The following is an 18,773-nucleotide window of genomic DNA, read 5'->3' as shown; positions in this document are numbered from 1 at the left end:
TATTATGGAACATTCACGCGTGCCAACGGTTCGCGGGGCTTTGGCGAGCCGCCGGTGATCCGGGACAGTCATCCAAAGCCGTCAGGGCGTGACGGCGATCTTCAGGCCGTCGAACGCCGGCTCGACGCCGTCCGGCAGCCGCTGCGCCAACTCGCGGTAGTCGAGATCGGTGTGCAGGTTGGTCAGCACCGCGTGGCGCGGCTGAACCTGATCGATCCAGGCCAAGGCCTCGGCGAGGCAGAAATGGCTGGGATGCGGCGTGTCGCGCAGCGCGTCCACAATCCAGGTGTCGAGGCCCTCCACGGCGCCGACGCTGTCCGGCGGAATGGCGCTGACGTCGGCGCTGTAGGCCAGCCCGCCGACGCGGAAGCCCAGCGCCTCGGTCCCGCCGTGCACCAGCCGGAACGGCAGCACGGTCACCGGCCCGCCCGGCCCTTCGATGGTGGCGGGCTCGCCGGCATGGATGCGGTGGTCGGTCAGGATCGGCGGATATTCGCTGCCTGGTGGGGTCGCGAAGCAATAGCCGAACCGCGTCCGCATGATCGCCGAGGTCTCGGCGTCCATGTAGACGTCGATGCGCCGGCGCTGGTGGATCACCAGCGGCCGAAGATCGTCGATGCCGTGGGTGTGGTCGGCGTGCTCGTGGGTCAGCAGCACGCCGTCGAGCCGGTCGACGCCGGCGTCGAGCAGTTGCTGGCGCAGGTCCGGCCCGGCGTCGATCAGCACGGTGGTCTTGCCAGCCGGGCCGGTCCGCTCGATCAGTAGCGCGCAACGGCGGCGGCGGTTCTTCGGTTCGGCCGGATCGCAGCGGCCCCAGCCGGAGCCCACGCGCGGCACGCCGCCCGAGGAGCCGCAGCCGAGGATGGTCGCCGTCAGGGTCATGACGCTGCTCGAAGATCTCGCGGCACACGGCTGAAAAGACGGAAGAAATTCTCGGTCGTCAGCGCGGCTGCCGCATCCGGCGAAATCCCGCGCGCCGCCGCCAGCACCCGCACCGTCTCGACGATAAAGCCCGGCTCGTTGCGCTTGCCGCGCCATTTGCCCGGAGCAAGGTACGGCGAGTCGGTCTCGACCAGGATGCGGTCGGCCGGCAGCTCGGCGGCGATCGCTCGCAATTCGTCGGTCTTCTTGAAGGTGAGCACGCCCGAGAACGACACGTAATGTCCGAGCGCCACCGCGCGCCGGGCCAGCTCGGCGCCGCCGGTGAAGCAGTGCAGCAGGGCCGGGAAGGGTCCCTGCCCCATTTCCTGCTCCAGTATGGCCGCGGTGTCCGCGTCGGCCTCGCGGGCGTGGATCACCAGCGGCAGCTTGGTGATGCGCGCCGCTTCGATGTGGCGGCGGAAGCTCGCCTCCTGCACTGCGCGCGGCGAGAAGTCGTAGTGATAGTCGAGACCGGCCTCGCCGATGGCGACCACCTTGGGGTGCTCGGCAAGGCGCACCAAGTCGTCGGTGGTGACGTCGTCCTCTTCGGCGGCGTGGTGGCAGTGGGTGCCGACCGAGCAGAACACGTCGTCGAACCGCTCGGCGATGGCCCGCACCGCATCGAACCCCCGCACGCGGGTCGAGATCGTCACCATGCGGGCGATGCCGGCCGCCCGCGCCCGCGCGACCACGTCGTCGAGGTCGGCGGCGAGGTCGGGGAAGTCGAGGTGGCAGTGGCTGTCGACCAGCATCGGGGGGGCTTGCATCAGGCGCCCTTCACTGGCGCGTCGGGATCGACGTAACGGGGGAACACCGGCTCGGGCGCCGGCAGCACGCCGCCCGCCTGGAGTCGTCCGGCCGGGCCGAGCCGGTCGAAGCCGCGGGCATCGGCCGCCACCCCGACCAGGTCGAGCAGCTTGGCGGCGCCGCGCGGCACGAACGGCTGGGCCATGATCGCCACCTGCCGGATCACCTCGGCGGTGACGTAGAGCACGGTCGCCATCCGCGCCGGATCGGTCTTCTTCAGCGCCCACGGCGCCTCGCCGGCAAAATAGCGGTTGGCGTCGGCGACCACCGCCCACACCGCGGCCAGCACGGCGTGGAGCTGCTGGGTCTTCATTGCCTCGCGGGCGGTGTCGATCATGGCGTCGGCCGCGGCCAGCAGCGTCCGGTCGGCCTCCGAGAGGTCGCCGGGCGTCGGCACCCTGCCCTCGCAGGACTTGGCGATAAAGCTCAGCGAGCGCTGCGCCAGATTGCCGAGGTCGTTGGCCAGGTCGGCGTTGGTGCGGTTGACGATGGCCTCGGGCGTGTAGGAGCCGTCCTGGCCGAACGGCACCTCGCGCAGGAAGAAATAGCGAACCGCGTCAACGCCATAGGCATCGGCGAGCGCGAACGGGTCGACCACGTTGCCGACCGACTTCGACATCTTCTCGCCCTTGTTGAACAAGAAGCCGTGGCCGAACACCCGCTTCGGCAGCGGTAAACCCGCCGACATCAAGAACGCTGGCCAGTAGACGGCGTGAAAGCGGGTGATGTCCTTGCCGATGACGTGGAGGTCAGCGGGCCAATAGTCCGTGCGGGGTCCGCCGCCGTTCAACAAGCCGGTGGCGGTGACGTAGTTGTTCAGGGCATCCACCCACACATACATGATGTGGTCGGGATCTCCGGGCACCGGAATGCCCCAGTCGAACGTGGTGCGCGAGATCGACAGATCCTGCAGTCCGCCCTTTACGAAGCTTACGACCTCGTTGCGACGTCCCTCCGGCAGAATGAACTCGGGATGATCCTCGTAATATCTAAGAAGCGGATCGGTATATTTGGACAGGCGGAAGAAATAGCTTTCCTCCTCGGTCCACTCCACCGGCGTGCCCTGCGGGCCGACGCGGACGCCGTCCTCGCGGACGGTGGTCTCCTCTTCGGCGTAATAGGCCTCGTCGCGCACCGAGTACCAGCCGGAATACTTCGACAGATAAATGTCGCCGGCCGCCGCCATCCGCCGCCACAGCTCGGCGCAGGCTTCTTTGTGCCGCGCCTCGGTGGTGCGGATGAAATCGTCGTTGGAGATGTTGAACCGCTCGACCATCGCCTGGAACCGCGGCACGTTGCGCGCAACCAACTCGGCCGGGGTCAGCCCTTCGCGTTGGGCGGTCTGCAGCATCTTGATGCCGTGCTCGTCGGTCCCGGTGAGGAACAGCACGTCAAAGCCGTCGAGCCGCTGGAAGCGGGCGATAGCATCGGTGGCAATCACCTCGTAGGCGTGGCCGATGTGCGGCACGCCGTTGGGATAGGCGATTGCGGTGGTGATGTAATAACGGCCCTTCATCCGGCCCTCGTTTCAACGGCGCGTACGGCGCGCGGCCTCGGCCAAAGATGAAACGACCGAGAACACGAATGGTTTGCGATCAAGATTGAATGCGTCGACCTCGGCAGCCGCGCGGGCGAGCTTGTCCCATACCTCGGCATGGGCTGCAAGCGCACTCGCCGCGGCGTTGTCCGGCATTGCCAGCGGCGCCGCCAGGTGGTCCTCGACCGCCTCGATGAAAGCGGAGAAGGCGCCGTCCCCGCCGCTCGCCAGCCGCTCGGCGAGACCATGGAGCGCTGTCCCGTCGACCGCCGGCAGCCGGCCGAGAACGGCACGGACCGCCTCGCGAACGGCCCCCTGCTGGGGATCGAGCAGCGCCAGCGCCCGCCGTACCGAGCCGCCGGCGGCGGCGATGACGTCTGCAAGTCCGGGCGCGGCGGGCTCGATGCCCAGCACCTCGGTCAGCACGCGGGCCAACTCGACCGCGCCGAGCGGGCGCAGCATCAGCTTGCGGCAGCGCGAGCGGATGGTCGGCAGCACCCGACCCGGCCGATGCGCGATCAGCAGAAACAGCACGCGCGGTGGCGGCTCCTCCAGGCTCTTCAGCAGTGCATTGGCGCCGGCGACGTTAAGCTCGTCGAGTGAATCGACGATCACCACTCGCCACCCGCCCGAGGCCGCGGTCGAGCCGAGGAAACCGACGGTCTTTCGCACCTCATCGACCGGGATCACCGTTGGCAGCGTGGTGCGGTCCGGCGTGATGACGCGGCGCAGTACGAACAGATCCGAGTTCGACTGCGCCTCGATGCGCCGCACCGCCGCATGGTCGGCGGGCGCGGCGAGCGTTGCGGCATCACGTGCCCCGGCCGCCAGCACGAACCGCGCCACCCGGTAGGCAAAGGTGGCCTTGCCGATGCCCTCCGTGCCGCCAAGCAGCCAAGCGTGTGGCACCTGGCCGGATCGCCACGCATCGAGAAACGCCGCTTCTGCCGCTTCCTGGCCAATCAGGTCGCGGGCGGCGCGCGGATGCGGCCTTCCGGGGACGCGATCGCCCTCTTCGACGGCGACCTTCACCCCAACACCTCGCGGGCGGCGGCGAGGCTGTCGGGCACGATCAGGCGCGACGTCACCGCCTGCCAGACCGCTGCGGCGACCTCATCGGCCTTGCGGGCGGCCTCGATGACCATGCAGCGTTGGGGCTCGCCGTCGGCCAGTTCGCGGTATGCAGTACGCAAGGCGCGGTGGAAGGCGAGGTCCTCGCTTTCGAACCGATCCGGGCGCGCGCCGGGCCGGGCCCGGACACGGGCGAGGCCGAGTTCGGCCGGGACGTCCAACACCAACGTCAGGTCAGGACGGGTGCGGCCAACCGCGATGCGCTCGAGCGCGCGGACGAGACCCGGCTCGACCTTGCCGAGCACGCCCTGGTAGACGCGGGTCGAATCGATGAAGCGGTCGCACAGAACCCAGGTGCCGGCGGCCAGCGCCGGTTCGATCGCGGTCGCGACGTGGTCGGCCCGGGCAGCCCCGAACAGGATGGCTTCCGCCACCGGACCGAGCGGCTTGGCGGCGCCGGACAGCAGCACGTGCCGGATCGCCTCTGCGCCTGGCGATCCGCCGGGTTCCCGCGTCGTCATCACATTGTAGCCGGCATCCGCCAACTGCTCGGCAAGGCGAGCCAACTGGGTCGATTTACCGGCCCCTTCGCCGCCTTCGAAGCTGACGAAGCGACCGCGCCGTCGCGGCGTCTCGGTCACGGCTTCAGTGCTCCAGCCTTGATCTGCGCGATTCCACTCCGGAATAGATCGATCACCAGTTCCTGCGAGCCGTCGAGCGCGCGCTGCCACAGGCTGCCCTGCGCGACATCCTCAGCGGCGTGCAGCGGCATTTCGAGCGCGAGCGTCTCGCCCCGCATCACGCGCAACTTGCCGATCGGCGTGCCGGCGGCCACCGGCGCGCGCACCGGCCCCTGATAAACCACGCGTGCCGTGACCCGCTCGGTCGAGCCGCGCGGCACCAGGATCTTGACCGGTCCTTCCGCGGCGAGTTTGACGCGCCCCTGCACGCCGCCGAACATCCGCGCCTCGGCGACCGTCGCTCCAGCGTCGAACAGTAGTCGCAATTCAAAATTGCGGAAGCCCCAGTCGAGCAGCTTGCGGGCCTCCTCGGCGCGTTCCTTCTCGTTCTTCGCCCCCATCACCACCACGATCAAGCGCTGGCCGCTCTGCACCGCCGAGCCGGCCAAATTGTAGCCGCCTTCCTTGACGTAGCCGGTCTTCAGCCCGTCGGCGCCTATTCCCATCGCGAGCAACGGGTTGCGGTTTTGCTGGAAGATCTTGTTCCAGGTAAAATCACGCTGTCCGTAAATCGGGTAGAATTCCGGGAAATTGCGGATGATGTAGGCGCCAAGCTTGGCAACGTCGCGGGCCGAGATTTTCTGGTCGGGGTCGTGATAGCCGGTGGGATTGCGGAACATCGCGCTGGTCAGGCCGATTTCCTTGGCGCGCGCGGTCATCAACTGAGCGAAAGACGGCTCGTTTCCCATCAAACCTTCGGCGATGGCGATGGCGGCGTCGTTGCCGGACTGCACGATGACGCCCTGCATCAAGTCGGACAGCTTCACGCGGCTGTTGAGGATCGCGAACATCGCCGAGCCGCCCGAAGGCGCGCCGCCGTGGCGCCAAGCATGCTCGGAGATGACGAACTCGTCGTCGACGCTGATCTTGCCGTCCTTGATGGCCTGGAACACCACGACCATCGTCATCATCTTGGTGAGACTAGCAGGCGGCACCGGTACGTCAGCCGACTTTTCGAACAGCACGCTACCGGAATCATAATCGACCAGGATCGCGTGCGGTACACTGGTCTGATAGGCGTCAGCCGCGCAGGCGACGCGAATGCCAGCCAGGATCGCCAGCGCGAGCAAAGCCGTTCTGATCAACCCCACGGTGACGCGCGCCGCCATCGCCACCCGTCCCTCTTTGCCGCCGGCCCTTGGCAAGTCCGAATCTCTTTACCAAGCCAGTGGCGAGGCGATCAACGACGATCACCTAAGATTGTTGACCGATCAATACAGGCCACGCCCGGTGGCGACCGCGCCATTGGCGCCGGAAGCCTCGATCGGAGCGAATGCGGTGGTCGAAGCCGTCGTCATCGGCCGACTGGAGGTGCGGAGCCCCGACGACGTCAGCGGGTGTTCGCTGGGGCCGACGTCGAACGGCCGGTCAGGCGGCAGCGGCACCGATCCGCGTATCGCGACGCGGGTGGAAGCGGAAGGTGGCATCGACGCGGACGAATAAGCCGACACCGGCGGAACGAACGGCGCGGCGGAGGCAACCATCACCGGGCTCGGTGACGGGGCCGGCTGACCGTCGGTCCGCAGCGTGGCAAGCAGCACCTTGTCGTCGGTGCCGTCGAGCGAGGCCGGGCCGACGTATTCGACACGAACCTTGGCGACGCCATTGCGGTGGAAATCGAGCGCCTGGGCGGTCTTCACCGACAGATCGATGACGCGGTTGCCGTGGAACGGACCACGGTCATTGATTCGGACGACGATCGAGCGGCGGTTCGAGAGGTTGGTGACGCGGGCGAAGCTGGGAATCGGCAGCGTCGGATGAGCCGCCGACACCGAGTGCATGTCGTACACCTCGCCATTGGCGGTCAGGCGGCCGTGGAAATCGTCGCCATACCAGGAGGCAACGCCCTCCTCCCGGAAGCCTTGCGGTTTATCAAGCGGCACGAAGGTCTTGCCGGCGATGGTGTACGGCTTGCCCGTGCGAAATGTGCCGCCACCCTTGGGAATCGGCTGACCATCGGCGACGACCTTGGGGCTTGCCGAGACGCCGTATTTGGGATCGACGCGACTGGCGAGGCGCTCCTGCAGCGAGCAGGCCGACAGGATCAAGGCGGCAGCGCCAAGCGTCGCAATCCGGCAACCGGTCCGCGCCGACAGTTCCATCGAATACCCCTCGCCCGGCCTATGCCAGCGTTTCATGCTGAAACCTAACATGACCACAGCCGGCGAATTCGACGAAAATACGGCCGAGTTAATTATGGTTAATGATCGATCAGCATGGCGCCGTCGCCGCCAGGCTGGCCCAGACCGATCGAACGCGCTCGAAAATAGCCCCAAAAACAATATCTTGTTTTCGCCCGGACCGGCTGCTGCGTGGACGTAGGGAGTGGGCCCCTGTGATCGGACGGGATCATGCGGCCGGATTGACCAGCGCCCATTCGGCGTCGGTCAGGTCACTCGGATAGCGCAACCCACGGCGATCCGCCGTCCGGCGGTGGTCTGGCGTCCACATCGTGATCCCTCGCAAAGCGCGCCCGCGCTACAAAATCACAAACGACTCCACAGACTCAACTTCTTTCCGGATCGGCTCTTAGATTCGCCGTTTGCTCCCTCGTCTGATTAACTTTGGGGAAAGCCGTCTCAACCCTTGTTTGATGGCGCGGGCTGACGGACAATCGGCGGCGGCAAGCGTGAAAAGTTGCATGAAATCGAGGGGGCAGAATGGATGCCGTAGAGCTTACGCGCTTGATCGCCGGCGGGGCGGCGATTCGGCGCCGGCGGACATTGCAACCGGCGGGCGGCCAGGGAGACAAGATCTTTCCGCCGACCTATCCGGGGGAGGGACGCAATGCCCCACCGCGCCACGTATTCGAACGGCGGCGCATCAATGGCGGCGAGGTATGGTGCGTGCTGGTCGACAGCGTACAGTCGCAGGCCAACCGGCTGGAAGACGGCCTGCTAGCCGCAGCCCGCGACGGCACCGCGGCGATCCCGCACATCGTCGTCGATTTCCGCGGCACCGGGATCGAGGGGCTGACCGAGATCACCTCGCTCGACGCGCCGCACCGGGTCTATGACGCTATTCTGCGCGACAGCCTGCTCGGTGGCGAGCCGTTCATGAAGAGCGCGCTCGGCGAACGTCTCGCCAAAGCCAAGCCGGACAACGCCACCGCGCTGCTGGAGACCTCGCCGAACGCGCTGCTGTTCGGTGCGTGGCATTCGACCGGCGAGGGCGGCGGGCTCGGCGCCAAGTTCGCCCGCTGCCTGGTGTCGGAGATCGTGGCCGTGGGCACGCCGGTCGAGGAGATCGCCGACAAGCGGACCGGGGAGATCGATTTTCGCACCGCCGGCCGGCGCACCGGCAGCCGCATCGACCCGCTCGGCGTGCTGCGCAAGGTCGAGGTGTTCAAGGGCGAGAACGGCTGGGACGTCACCGAGGCCGGCGCCGGCAAGAAGGCCAAGAAGGTTCGCCCCTCCGAGATCAATCACGGCAATATCGCGCCCTCCGTTCAGCCTCTCGGCGTCACCTGCGATCACATCGAGCACACCATGGTGCTCAGCTTCGCCGCGCTGCGGCGCTTGCGCTTCGGCTCGCCGAAACGCGATGCCGCCGGGCGCGCGCTGCTCGCCGCGCTCGGCCTGCTCGCGGTGGCGGAGCAGGATGCGCGCGGCTATGCGTTGCGTTCGCGCTGCGATCTGGTGTGCGACAGCGCAAGCGGATTGGAGTTCGTGGGCTCCGACGGCACGTCCGATCCAATCAGCATCGATCTCGCCGGCGCACGCGCGCTCTATGCCGACGCCTTTGAGACGGCGAAACATGCCGGCTTCGCGTTCCCGCCCGAGCCGATCCGCCTCGTGCCGCAGGACAAGCTGATCGCGATCGTACGCGAGAGCCAACGCCTGGCGCTAGGCGGCGAAGGCGGAGAGGCGGAGGAGAATGGATGACGCTCGTCCTCGAGATCGAGTTTCTCGCGGGCGTCGCTTTCGCCGCAGTCGGTCCGGACAGCGACCGGCCGGACTGGCCGCCGCAGCCGGATCGCATCTTCTCGGCGCTGGTCGCCGCCTGGGCGGCACGGGGACAGAGCGCGCGGGAAGCCGATGCCTTGCGCTGGCTGGAGACCAGACCGGAGCAGCGCATCGTCGCCTCCGGCGCGCTGGCGCGGACGGCACCGGTCAGCTTCGTGCCGCCCAACGATCCGGGAACCGGCCGGATCGGCAACCGGTCGGTGCTGCCCGATTTCCGCGCGCGCCAGCCACGCCGGTTCCCGGCCGCGCGCCCCGATGATCCCACCCTCCGCCTGATCTGGACCGACGCCGATCCCGACGACGCCACGCTGGCCGCGCTCGACGCGCTTGCCGCCGACACCGCCTATGTCGGCCACTCCACCAGCCTGACCCGCTGCCGCTTCCGGCGGGAGGTGGAGCCCGAGGTGCTTGCAGCGGCGCGCCCGGCGCAGCGCCGCATCTATGACGGGCGGCTAGCCGAGCTGACGGCCGCGTTCGCCGCCGGGCGCCGGCCGGCGCCGGGCGCCCGCGTCCCGCCAGCGGCCGAGGCCGCCGCCATGGTTCGGCACGGGGTGTTCGACAGCCGCTGGCTGCTGCTCGACCACGTTCACGGCACGATGCCGGACGTGCGCGCCGCCGCGATCGTCGCCAAGACCATCCGCGATGCGCTGCTCAACGGCTATAGCGGCGCCGGCAAGCGCATTCCCGAAATCGTCTCGGGGCATGCGCCGGATGGCACCCCGACCCGCGCGCCGCACCTCGCCATCGTGCCGCTGGCGTTCGTCGGCGCACCTTATGCGGACGGCCGGGTGCTCGGCTTCGCGCTGGTGCCGCCGCGCGGTAGCGGGCTGCTCAACGATCCGGGCTTCCTCGCTGCCTTGCGGAGCAAAGCCGAGCTGATTGAGGAGCGCGGCCGGCGCATTCTCACCATCTGCACGCCCAAGGGCACGGCGAACGGCCATGCCTTCCGCATCGAGCTGTCGCCGACCTTGAAGGCCGATCGGCGCTCGCTGGATCCGGCGCCCTATCTCGGCCCCGCGCACACCTTCGCCACGGTGACGCCGATCGTGCTCGACCGCCACCTCAAGGAGAAGGGCGCCGCGCGCCAGAACGAGATCATCGCCCAGATCATCATTGCCTGCCGCAATGCCGGCCTGCCGGAGCCGGCGACGATCACGCCCGACAAAGGCGCGCCGTTTGCCGCGGTGTTCCCCGACAAGCATTCGGCGATCGAAGGCGCGGTGTCGGCGTGGCCGTCCGGCCCGGCGCCGGCCTGGACGCGCTGGCGGCTTCCCAAGTCGCTGGCCAGCCGGCCGCTGATTCACGCGGTGATCCACTTTGCCGAGAAGGTCGAGGGGCCGGTGCTGCTCGGGGCCGGACGCTTCTTCGGCCTCGGCCTGTGCCGCGCCATCGAGCCGGAGCGCGCGCCATGACCGAGGCGCTCAAACCGTCCGAGTTCGCGGCGTTCTTCCGGGAGGTCCATGGTCAAAAGATTCCTGGCTTTTCGCCGTTTCCCTGGCAGACGCGCCTTCTGGAAAAGGTCGCTGCGGACGGATGGTGGCCGGCGCTGCTCGACCTGCCGACCGGTAGCGGCAAGACCGCGGCGATCGACATCGCGGTGTTCCACCTCGCGCTCGAAGCCGAGCACGGCGCGGCCCGCCGCGCGCCGGTGCGCATCGCCTTCGTGGTCGACCGCAGGCTGATCGTCGACGACGTCCACGCCCATGCGAAAAAGATCGCCGAAGCCCTCGCGGCGCCCCAATCGCCGGTGGTGGCGCGGGTTGCGGCCCGGCTGAAGGCGCTGGCCGGCAATGGTCCGCCGCTCGCTGTCGCCCGCCTGCGCGGCGGCGTGCCGCGCGAGGACGATTGGGCGAGTACGCCCTCGCAGCCCACGGTGCTGTGCTCGACGGTCGATCAGGTCGGCTCGCGCCTGTTGTTCCGCGGCTACGGCGTGTCCGACCGCATGAAGCCGGTCCATGCCGGCCTGATCGGCTCGGACTGCCTGATCCTGCTCGACGAAGCCCACCTCGCCGAGCCGTTCCGCCAGACGCTCGGGTATGTGACGCACTATCGCGGCGACGGCTGGTTTGACCCGGCCTGGGGCGTACCGGCGCCGTTCGGCGTGGTCCAGCTCTCGGCGACCGCCGGAGAGAACAGTCCGGACCCTTTTAGGCTCGGCGACGACGACAGAGCTCATGAGGTTCTGAAGCGCCGCATCGAGGCCCCCAAGCCGGCGGCGCTGATCGGCCCCGCCAAGGCGAAGGCCGCGGGCGATGACGAGGAGGCCGACGAGACCGCCGACACGGATGACGCCGAAAACATGCGGCGCGTCGCCGCGCTCGCCAAGGCGGTTCAGGACGCGCTCAAGACATTGACGGAGCGCGGCGTCAGCGCGCCGGCGATCGGCGCGGTGGTCAATCGCGTCGTGCGGGCGCGATCGCTGTTCGAGCGGCTAAAAACCGACCTCGACGCGGATGGCGTCAAGCTGGTGCTGCTGATCGGCCCGGCGCGGCCGGTGGATCGCGAGCAGACCGCAAATGACGCCTTGAAGCCGATCCGCACCGGCGAAGCGCGCCCGCTCGAAAAACCGCTGGTGGTGGTGGCGACGCAGTGCATCGAGGCCGGCGTCGATGTCGATTTCGACGGGCTGATCACCGAGGCGGCGCCGATCGACGCGCTGCGCCAGCGCTTCGGCCGGCTCAACCGCGCCGGCCGCGCGATCGAGCCGGCGGAGGCGAACATCCCGATCGCGGCGATCGTCGCGACCAAGCGCGATCTGTCGCCGCGGGCCGACGATCCGGTGTACGGCCCGGCCATCCGCGCCGCCTGGACCCATTTGTCCGAGCACGCCGCCGCGCCGACGCGCAAGGGCGGGCCGCCGATCATCGATTTTGGCATTGCGGCGTTCGAGGCGGTGGCGGCGTCGGCTCCGCCCGCGGCGCTGTCGCCGCGCCCCGACGCGCCGGTGCTGATGCCGGCGCATCTCGACCTCTTAAGCTGGACCGCGCCGGTGCCGCGCACCGGTCCCGAAATCGGGCTTTATCTGCACGGCGCCGGCCGCGAGAGCGCCACGGTGACGGTGGCGTGGCGGGCGGATATCGATCCCGATCTGCCGGACGAGACGCGCCGGCTGCTGGCGCTGGTGCCGCCGCGCGCGGCCGAGACGATCGAACTGCCGGTCTCCGCGGTGCGCCGCTGGCTCGACGCGGTGGCGCGGCAGGCCCGGCCGCGCGTGGATCGCGACCTCGCCGACATTGCGGCGCGGGCGGAGGAGGACGAGCCGGAGCGCGCGGCGAGGGCGCCGGTCGCGTTCCGCTGGGCCGGCGACGACGACCGCTCGGCCTGGATCGCGCCGCGCGCCATCCGCCCCGGCGACACCATCGTGGTGCCGGCCAAGCACGGCGGCGTGGACGAATTCGGCTGGAACCCATCGGCGCCGGGTCCGGCAACCGACGTCGCCGCCAAGGCAATAGAGCCCTTTGCCGGCAAAAGGTTTGCCGTGCGCGTCGCCCCCGGTCTGCTGCGCATCGAGATCGAGCCGCAGGATGGCGAGACCGAGGCCGCGGCCGAAGCCCGCCAGCGCAAGGAGGATGGGGCGCGTGAAGATGCCGTCGCCGACACCCTCGCTGAAACTCTGGGCCAGCCGTGGAAGGTCGTCCGCGACGCGCTGGCCGCGCTCGACCTGCCGGACGACATCAAGGCTGCCCTGAACCGCCTCGATGAGGGCCGCCAGCGCAAGGCCCGCCCCAAGGTCGAGGTCTACACCGACCTTTACGGCGTCGACGATGAGGACCGGCCGCGCGGCGTGGTGCTCGTCGCCCCATCCGGTCTGAAAGACGTGAAGCCGGAGACCGGCGCGGAAGACGGCCAACCCGCCGCCACCGAGGACGACGTCGCCGGCTCGATGCCCGGCTTCACGCAGGGGCTCGACACGCATTGCGGGCAGGTGTCGGAGTTCGCCGAGCGCTTCGCCCGCGCCGCCGGCCTGCCAGACGCGCGCGTCACCGACGTCACGCTCGCAGCCCTGCTGCACGACCTCGGCAAGGCCGACCCGCGCTTCCAGGCGCTGCTTGCCTTCGACGATCCGCTCGGCGCCGATCCGGCCCACCCTCTCGCCAAGTCGGCGCGGCCGGCGCCGCGCGGAACCGTCGCGCGGGTGGACCTGCCGGCGCGCTGGCGGCACGAGGCGCTGTCGGTGCGGCTGGCGCCGCTCCATCCGCGCTTCGCCGAGGCTGAGGACCCCGACCTCGTGCAGTGGCTGATCGGCACCCACCACGGCCACGGCCGGCCGCTGTTTCCCCACGCCGACTCGCTTGATGCCGAGGCGCGGACGCTGCCGCTGGCCGGCAACACCATCACATTGCCGGCCGGGCCCGGCCCGCAATCGCTGGCCTTCGAGCATGATGGCGTCGACTGGGCCGGCCTGTTCGAGCGGCTCAAGGCCCGCTACGGGGTGTGGGAGCTGGCGCGCTTCGAGGCGGTGCTGCGGCTCGCCGACCACCGCGCCTCCGACTTCGCGGCACGCGCCGCCGAAGGAGACGCGACGTGACCGCCCCGGACGAACCCGCAACGCGCCACCGGTTGGACGGGCTGGAGCCGGACAACCTGCTCGCCTTCCTGGCGCTGCTCGGGCTGTTGCGGGCGCTGGAAGCCGAGAGCCGCGACAGCTTGCGCCCGCGCGCCGCCTGGGACGTCGAGCACCCTCCCCTGCGCCCGGTGCTGCATCTTGCCCGCCCCCTGACGCAAACCGAGGTGGCGGAAGCCGCTGCGGCCGGTGTGGCGAGGCTGGCGGCGGCGCACGAGTTCGGCGGCCGGGCCGACCTCGACCATCCGCGCCCAGATGCGCGGGACTTGCTCAAGGCGGCCGCCGCCAGCCCCGAGACACGCCAGCGCGCCGACCTCCTCACCGCCCTGATGAGCGACGCCGCGGTGAAGGACGCCAAGGACCCCGCGACCGCCCCGGTCGACCCGACGCCGCTGTGCCTGCTGTTCGGCCAGGGCCACCAGCATTTTCTCGACCGGCTGGCCAGCGTGCCGCGAACCGAGGTGCCGCCGCCGCGCGGCCGCGGCAAGAAGGCCGTCGCGGTCTCGGCGGCGGACTGTCTGGCCGAAGCGCTGTTTAAGCCCTGGCATCGCGACGACCCGACCTTTTCGTTCCGCTGGGACCCGGCCGAGGACGTCCGTTACGCTTTGATGCCGGGCGATCCCACCGACCCCGCCTACAAGGGCGGCACCCAGCACGGCGCCAACCGGCTCGCCGCGATCGGCATCGCGGCGCTGACGCTGGCGCCCGAACCGCGGGCGGGGCGGGTGCGGCCGGCGATCCTCGGCGGCAGGTCGGACGCGCGCGGCTTCTCCTTCGCCTGGCCGGTGTGGCGTGAGCCGGCGACGCTCGCCGCCATCCGGGCGCTGCTCGGCCATCCCGGTTTGCGCACGCCGGCTGCGCTCGCCCACCTCGGCGTCGACCACGTGCTGGTGGCGCGGCGCATCTCGGTCGGCAAGTTCATGAATTTCACGCGGGCACGGGCCGAGGAGAGGTGACGGACGGTTGGTGGCCTATGTTTTTTCGCCCTCGCTAGGGCTCCATGTTATGGATTTTGCTTTTTCGCTATCGATCGCAAGTCCCAACGATCTTGCATAACTTGAGGCGACTGAATGCGAATAAAAGCAATCCTCCCCAATATCTTGTAGGACAACGAACATATCTGATGAGATACTACGCAAGACATCTTTCCCATGAATCTTTTCATGCCGCCACCCTCTCTCAACAGCAGCATCAATCACTGTTTTCTTCCTGGGGTTAGCGGGGAGCATCCTAAGCATGTTGCCCGGTCAGGATTCAAAGTGAGGATAAAATTAGGAATATTGTCAATTCACTAAAAAATCCAGGTGTGGCAAACTGGGTTAATGTAGCATGGTAGCCTGCTGCTTATGGATGCGAGGATGCAGCGATGCTTGGCGAACCAAACTCACTGTTCCGACGTTTGCTTCAGTGGGGACGCGCCTACAGACCTTCGGTTAAAACGATGCACATTAGAGCCGTCGCTTTTCAGGAACGAGACCATTGGTGCGCACAGTGCCTTGAGTACGATATTGCAGTTCAGTCGGAGAATCTTCACGGCTTGCGGCAGGCATTGGAACAGGCATTTATTGATAGAATCCAAGTAGGTACTGAGCTTGGAGTAGAGCCGTTCTCAATACTACCCCCTGCACCTGAAATATTCTTTAAGATGTATGAAGCTGCCACGCCGCGGATGATTCCATCGAAGAGGCCTTCGAGAAGAAGGTCGCAGACAGCCACTATTTGCCCTGATTTGCGATTCGCCAGAGATGCTATTTAAAACTAGTTGGCTTGGCGCCGCCAGTCAATAAGTTGCTTTCCTTCTCCTTTAACCGCCTGCCATGATGTATAAGACGCTTTAGGCGCGGTCCCCGAGCCGAGCCGGCTCGGGCCTCATTGAAGATAGATGATGGCAGGTGGACGATCCCCTGACTCAAATATCTCCGCGCCTGGCCCGCCTCTTGCACGTTCAGCGTGCGGGAGGTGGGCATGTCTTCGTCTGATACACGGTCCGATCCGCCGGCCGGGTCTGTGCCCGGCCAAGACGCTCTTGGCCAGAACCTGAGCGACCAAGGCGCCGCCGCTCCGGCCCGCCCCGCCGCCCGCCAGGGCGAATTGGCGCTGTTCGCGCCGCCCGCGGCGGCCGACGAGATGCTCACTCCCGCCCGAATGATCAACGAATGGGTCTACTGCCCGCGCCTCGCCGTGCTGGAATGGGGCCGCGGCGAATGGGCCGGCAACGCCGACACCGCCGCCGGCCGCAGAGCCCACAAGGCCACCGAGACCGGCGCCGCGCCGGCGCTGCCCGAGCCGGACGCGCTGCCGGACGATCGCACGCTCAAGACCCGCCGGCTGCTGCTCGCTTCCGAGCGGCTCGGCCTCACCGCCGAACTCGATGTCATCGAGGCCGACGACGGCCGCGTCGTGCCGGTCGACATCAAGACCGGCAAGCGGCCCCATGTCGCCGAGGGCGCGTATCTGCCCGAGCGGGTGCAGGTGTGCGTGCAGGCGCTGCTGCTGCGCGAGGCCGGCTACACCTGCGAGGAGGGCGCGCTGTGGTTCGCCGACAGCCGCGAGCGGGTGCGCGTCGAGCTGACCGACGAATTGATCGCCACCGCGCTCGGTGCCGCCTCCGACCTGCGGCTGACCGTGGCGGCGGGCCGGCTGCCGCCACCGCTCGACCACTCGCAAAAATGCGTGCGCTGCTCGCTGCTGCCGATCTGCCTGCCCGACGAGGTCAACTGGTTCCGCAAGGGGGCGATCGCGCGCACCCCGCCGCCGGCCGCGACGCCGGCTTTGCCGCTCTACGTCCAGACGCCGGGCGCGCGGGTGACCAAGAAGGACTTCACCCTCGTCGTGCAGGTCGAGGGCGAGGCGGACCGCGCCGTTGCGCTCGACGAGGTGTCGGAACTCGTGCTGGCCGGTCCCGTCTCGCTCACCACGCCGGCCGTCCACGAGCTGCTGCGCCGCGACGTGCCGGTGGCGTGGATGTCGTCGGGCTTCTGGTATCTCGGCTCGACCGGCGGCCAGGGGCCAAGGAGCGCAACGGTGCGCACCGCGCAGTACGCGCTCGCCGCCGACGAGCCGCGCCGCCTCGCCTTCGCGCGCGAGCTGGTGGCCGCCAAGATTCGCAATTCGCGCACCATTTTGCGACGCAACTGGCGCGGCGAGGATGGCGAGCGCGGCCCGCTGCTCGACCGCCTCGCGCTGCTCGCCGACCGCACCGCGCGCGCGGAGACCGCAGCCGCGCTGCTCGGCCTGGAGGGCGAGGCGGCGGCGCTCTATTTTCGCGCTTTGCCGAAGCTGTTCACCGATGCCGTCGCCGCGCTGCCGGCCTTTGCCTTCGAGCGCCGCAACCGCCGCCCGCCCGCCGATCCGGTCAACGCCTGCCTGTCGCTGATCTACGCGGTGCTGACGCGCACGTTCTCGTCGGCAATCTCGGTCGCCGGGCTCGATCCCTGGAAGGGCGTCTATCACGCCGAGCGGCCGGGACGGCCGGCGCTGGCGCTCGACCTGATCGAGCCGTTCCGGCCGGTGCTGGCAGATTCCGCCGTGCTGATGGCGCTCAACAATGGCGAGCTGGCGCCGGACGACTTCGTCTCCGCCGCCGGCGGCTGCAACTTGAAGCCCAAGGCGCGGCGCGCGCTGATCGCGGCCTATGAGCGCCGGCTCGACCAGGAGACCACGCACCCGGCGTTCGGCTATCAGGTGTCAATGCGCCGGCTGATCCAGATCCAGGCCCGGCTGTTTGCGCGCTTCGTGTGCGGCGAGATTCCGCGCTATCCGCATTACGTGCCCAGGTAGAGCATTCTCCGCAAAAGTGGATGCCGGTTTTGCGAAAGAGAATGCGCCAAGCCAACATCTTAAAGCTTGCGATCTGACCCGGTCAGACCGCAAGCTTTGACGGAGAACGCGATGGCCCGCCGCTCAAATGCCGAGCACGCTTACGTGGTCGCCTACGACATCTCCGACCCCAAGCGCTGGCGGCGGGTGTTCAAGACCATGAAGGGCTATGGCCGCTGGCTGCAGCTCTCGGTGTTCCACTGCCGGCTCGACGGTGGCCGCCGGGCCGAGATGGCCTCCGCGCTGGAGGACCTGATCGACCGCGACGCCGACCACGTCATCATCCTCGATCTCGGCCCGGCCGAGGATGTTGAGTTCGCGGTCGAGAGCCTGGGCAAGAGCTTCCAGCCGATCGAGCGGCGCGCGGTGGTGATTTAGAGCATTTCCCGCAAAATTGTGAGCCGAATTCATGAAATAAAGTACGATAACCAAAACCATGAAAGTGTCAGATCTGATGCAACCAGATCGGAAAAATACTCTAAATTTGAAATTATTATCCCTATATGTCCTCACGTCCAATCAGACTCCTGGGAGGACGCCCCCCCCGAAAACCCTGAGTTCAAGCAGGAATTTTCGGCGATGCCGGTTTCAAGACTGCGGATGGACCTTCCGGACCTCGCCTGAGAAGAATCTCGTCTCGTCCGGCAGTCACTCGGATCTGCGATCCCCGCTGTCACAATCGTCGGCGCTGACCCCGCGTTCGGAACGTGCCGCCTTACGGCGCGAGCGCTGCCGTGATATGCATTTCTCCCGTAAGCGCTCGCAGCTGTTTAGATCCTTGAATTTGAAGGGCTGTTTGCCAATGTGAAATACGTTCATGCCTTGTCGCACGTTGCGAGGCGAGACCGTTGACGCAGCTCTCGCAAGTACCTGTCTATTCTCCTGCGTAATCGAGCAAAAATCTGGCAGGGGTATTCCCCGAGTAATCCGCTCGGGCCTCATTGAAGCCTTCCAATCGACTTGCCGGCATCAAGCGATACGCTGCGTATTCCCCGAGTAATCCGCTCGGGCCTCATTGAAGCATCCGCAACTGGGAAAACGTCAAGGCAGTGGTGGGCGGCGTATTCCCCGAGTAATCCGCTCGGGCCTCATTGAAGCCTAGGTGACCTGTCCAACACACCAAAGCTACCAGACCAGTATTCCCCGAGTAATCCGCTCGGGCCTCATTGAAGCGGCGTTTGGGACAAGGGGTGGAACGCGGCGGCCGAGAAGTATTCCCCGAGTAATCCGCTCGGGCCTCATTGAAGCGACCACCTATCAACGGCCATTGAGCGGCTCATAAGCAGTATTCCCCGAGTAATCCGCTCGGGCCTCATTGAAGCGCTTGTCAGGCTCAGTATTCAACAAGC

The 18,773-nt window shown here is 67.8% G+C and carries 13 protein-coding genes, 1 pseudogene and 1 CRISPR repeat array (1 of these 15 only partly in view); of the genes and pseudogenes, 6 read left to right on the top strand and 8 right to left on the bottom strand.

Annotation, left to right across the window (positions count from 1 at the left end):
• Positions 1–81: 81 nt before the first annotated feature.
• The 8 genes and pseudogenes from BVIR_RS07955 to BVIR_RS17180 all read right to left on the bottom strand — a co-directional run.
• Positions 82–882, bottom strand: a complete 801-nt coding sequence (locus BVIR_RS07955) for an MBL fold metallo-hydrolase (protein ID WP_055037206.1) — start codon at positions 880–882, stop codon at positions 82–84.
• Positions 879–1,673 (bottom strand): TatD family hydrolase, encoded by a 795-nt coding sequence (locus BVIR_RS07950; RefSeq protein WP_055037205.1) that lies wholly within the window; start codon positions 1,671–1,673, stop codon positions 879–881. The genes BVIR_RS07955 and BVIR_RS07950 overlap by 4 nt, the downstream gene beginning before the upstream one ends.
• A gap of 14 nt (positions 1,674–1,687) precedes the next feature.
• Positions 1,688–3,244: a methionine--tRNA ligase gene (metG, locus tag BVIR_RS07945; RefSeq protein ID WP_055037204.1), complete on the bottom strand. Its 1,557-nt coding sequence runs from the start codon at positions 3,242–3,244 to the stop codon at positions 1,688–1,690.
• Between the two features lie 12 nt (positions 3,245–3,256).
• Positions 3,257–4,297: a DNA polymerase III subunit delta' gene (locus BVIR_RS07940; protein ID WP_055037203.1), complete on the bottom strand. Its 1,041-nt coding sequence runs from the start codon at positions 4,295–4,297 to the stop codon at positions 3,257–3,259.
• Positions 4,294–4,977, bottom strand: a complete 684-nt coding sequence (gene tmk / locus BVIR_RS07935; protein ID WP_055037202.1) for a dTMP kinase — start codon at positions 4,975–4,977, stop codon at positions 4,294–4,296. Before tmk ends, BVIR_RS07940 begins: the two co-directional genes overlap by 4 nt.
• Positions 4,974–6,185, bottom strand: a complete 1,212-nt coding sequence (locus BVIR_RS07930) for a D-alanyl-D-alanine carboxypeptidase family protein (RefSeq protein ID WP_055038760.1) — start codon at positions 6,183–6,185, stop codon at positions 4,974–4,976. Before BVIR_RS07930 ends, tmk begins: the two co-directional genes overlap by 4 nt.
• Before the next feature lie 102 nt (positions 6,186–6,287).
• Positions 6,288–7,214, bottom strand: a complete 927-nt coding sequence (locus BVIR_RS07925) for a septal ring lytic transglycosylase RlpA family protein (RefSeq protein WP_417852045.1) — start codon at positions 7,212–7,214, stop codon at positions 6,288–6,290.
• A gap of 220 nt (positions 7,215–7,434) precedes the next feature.
• Positions 7,435–7,527: pseudogene (locus BVIR_RS17180) on the bottom strand (IS5/IS1182 family transposase); the annotation flags it as partial.
• Positions 7,528–7,736: 209 nt separating this feature from the next.
• Here BVIR_RS17180 and cas7g point away from each other — a divergent pair.
• From cas7g to cas2, 6 genes are all read left to right on the top strand, one after another.
• Positions 7,737–8,960 carry a type I-G CRISPR-associated RAMP protein Csb1/Cas7g gene (gene cas7g, locus BVIR_RS07920; RefSeq protein WP_055037200.1) on the top strand — a complete coding sequence of 408 codons (1,224 nt, stop codon included), beginning with the start codon at positions 7,737–7,739 and terminating at the stop codon, positions 8,958–8,960.
• Positions 8,957–10,453, top strand: a complete 1,497-nt coding sequence (csb2, locus tag BVIR_RS07915) for a type I-G CRISPR-associated protein Csb2 (protein ID WP_055037199.1) — start codon at positions 8,957–8,959, stop codon at positions 10,451–10,453. The genes cas7g and csb2 overlap by 4 nt, the downstream gene beginning before the upstream one ends.
• Complete coding sequence (cas3g, locus tag BVIR_RS07910) at positions 10,450–13,569, top strand: type I-G CRISPR-associated helicase/endonuclease Cas3g (protein WP_055037198.1); 3,120 nt, start codon at positions 10,450–10,452, stop codon at positions 13,567–13,569. The genes csb2 and cas3g overlap by 4 nt, the downstream gene beginning before the upstream one ends.
• A complete protein-coding gene (locus BVIR_RS07905; protein ID WP_055037197.1) occupies positions 13,566–14,561 on the top strand; it encodes a type I-G CRISPR-associated protein, Cas3-extension family in 996 nt (331 codons plus the stop codon). Before cas3g ends, BVIR_RS07905 begins: the two co-directional genes overlap by 4 nt.
• Positions 14,562–15,570: 1,009 nt before the next feature.
• The gene (locus tag BVIR_RS07900) at positions 15,571–17,385 is read left to right on the top strand and encodes a CRISPR-associated endonuclease Cas4/Cas1 (protein ID WP_082416839.1); all 1,815 of its coding nucleotides are present in this window, start codon (positions 15,571–15,573) and stop codon (positions 17,383–17,385) included.
• Between the two features lie 111 nt (positions 17,386–17,496).
• Positions 17,497–17,802: a CRISPR-associated endonuclease Cas2 gene (gene cas2 / locus BVIR_RS07895; protein WP_055038758.1), complete on the top strand. Its 306-nt coding sequence runs from the start codon at positions 17,497–17,499 to the stop codon at positions 17,800–17,802.
• A 533-nt stretch (positions 17,803–18,335) separates the two neighbouring features.
• Positions 18,336–18,773: direct repeats of the CRISPR family, unit length 37 nt; unit sequence GTATTCCCCGAGTAATCCGCTCGGGCCTCATTGAAGC (it continues 721 nt past the right edge of the window).

Origin of the sequence: Blastochloris viridis (genome assembly GCF_001402875.1) — a bacterium.
In the GTDB taxonomy this organism is placed as follows: domain Bacteria; phylum Pseudomonadota; class Alphaproteobacteria; order Rhizobiales; family Xanthobacteraceae; genus Blastochloris; species Blastochloris viridis.
The sequence above is the reverse complement of the archived record's forward strand: the minus strand, read 5'-3'. Positions and strand labels throughout refer to the sequence as shown.

Excerpts from the sequence above, each read along its gene's own strand:
- BVIR_RS07955 (WP_055037206.1), bottom strand. The coding sequence starts at position 882 with ATGACCCTGACGGCGACCATCCTCGGCTGCGGCTCCTCGGGCGGCGTG.
- BVIR_RS07950 (WP_055037205.1), bottom strand. The coding sequence starts at position 1,673 with ATGCTGGTCGACAGCCACTGCCACCTCGACTTCCCCGACCTCGCCGCC.
- metG (WP_055037204.1), bottom strand. The coding sequence starts at position 3,244 with ATGAAGGGCCGTTATTACATCACCACCGCAATCGCCTATCCCAACGGC.
- BVIR_RS07930 (WP_055038760.1), bottom strand. The coding sequence starts at position 6,185 with ATGGCGGCGCGCGTCACCGTGGGGTTGATCAGAACGGCTTTGCTCGCG.
- BVIR_RS07925 (WP_417852045.1), bottom strand. The coding sequence starts at position 7,214 with ATGAAACGCTGGCATAGGCCGGGCGAGGGGTATTCGATGGAACTGTCG.
- cas7g (WP_055037200.1), top strand. The coding sequence starts at position 7,737 with ATGGATGCCGTAGAGCTTACGCGCTTGATCGCCGGCGGGGCGGCGATT.
- csb2 (WP_055037199.1), top strand. The coding sequence starts at position 8,957 with ATGACGCTCGTCCTCGAGATCGAGTTTCTCGCGGGCGTCGCTTTCGCC.
- cas3g (WP_055037198.1), top strand. The coding sequence starts at position 10,450 with ATGACCGAGGCGCTCAAACCGTCCGAGTTCGCGGCGTTCTTCCGGGAG.
- BVIR_RS07900 (WP_082416839.1), top strand. The coding sequence starts at position 15,571 with ATGTCTTCGTCTGATACACGGTCCGATCCGCCGGCCGGGTCTGTGCCC.
- cas2 (WP_055038758.1), top strand. The coding sequence starts at position 17,497 with ATGGCCCGCCGCTCAAATGCCGAGCACGCTTACGTGGTCGCCTACGAC.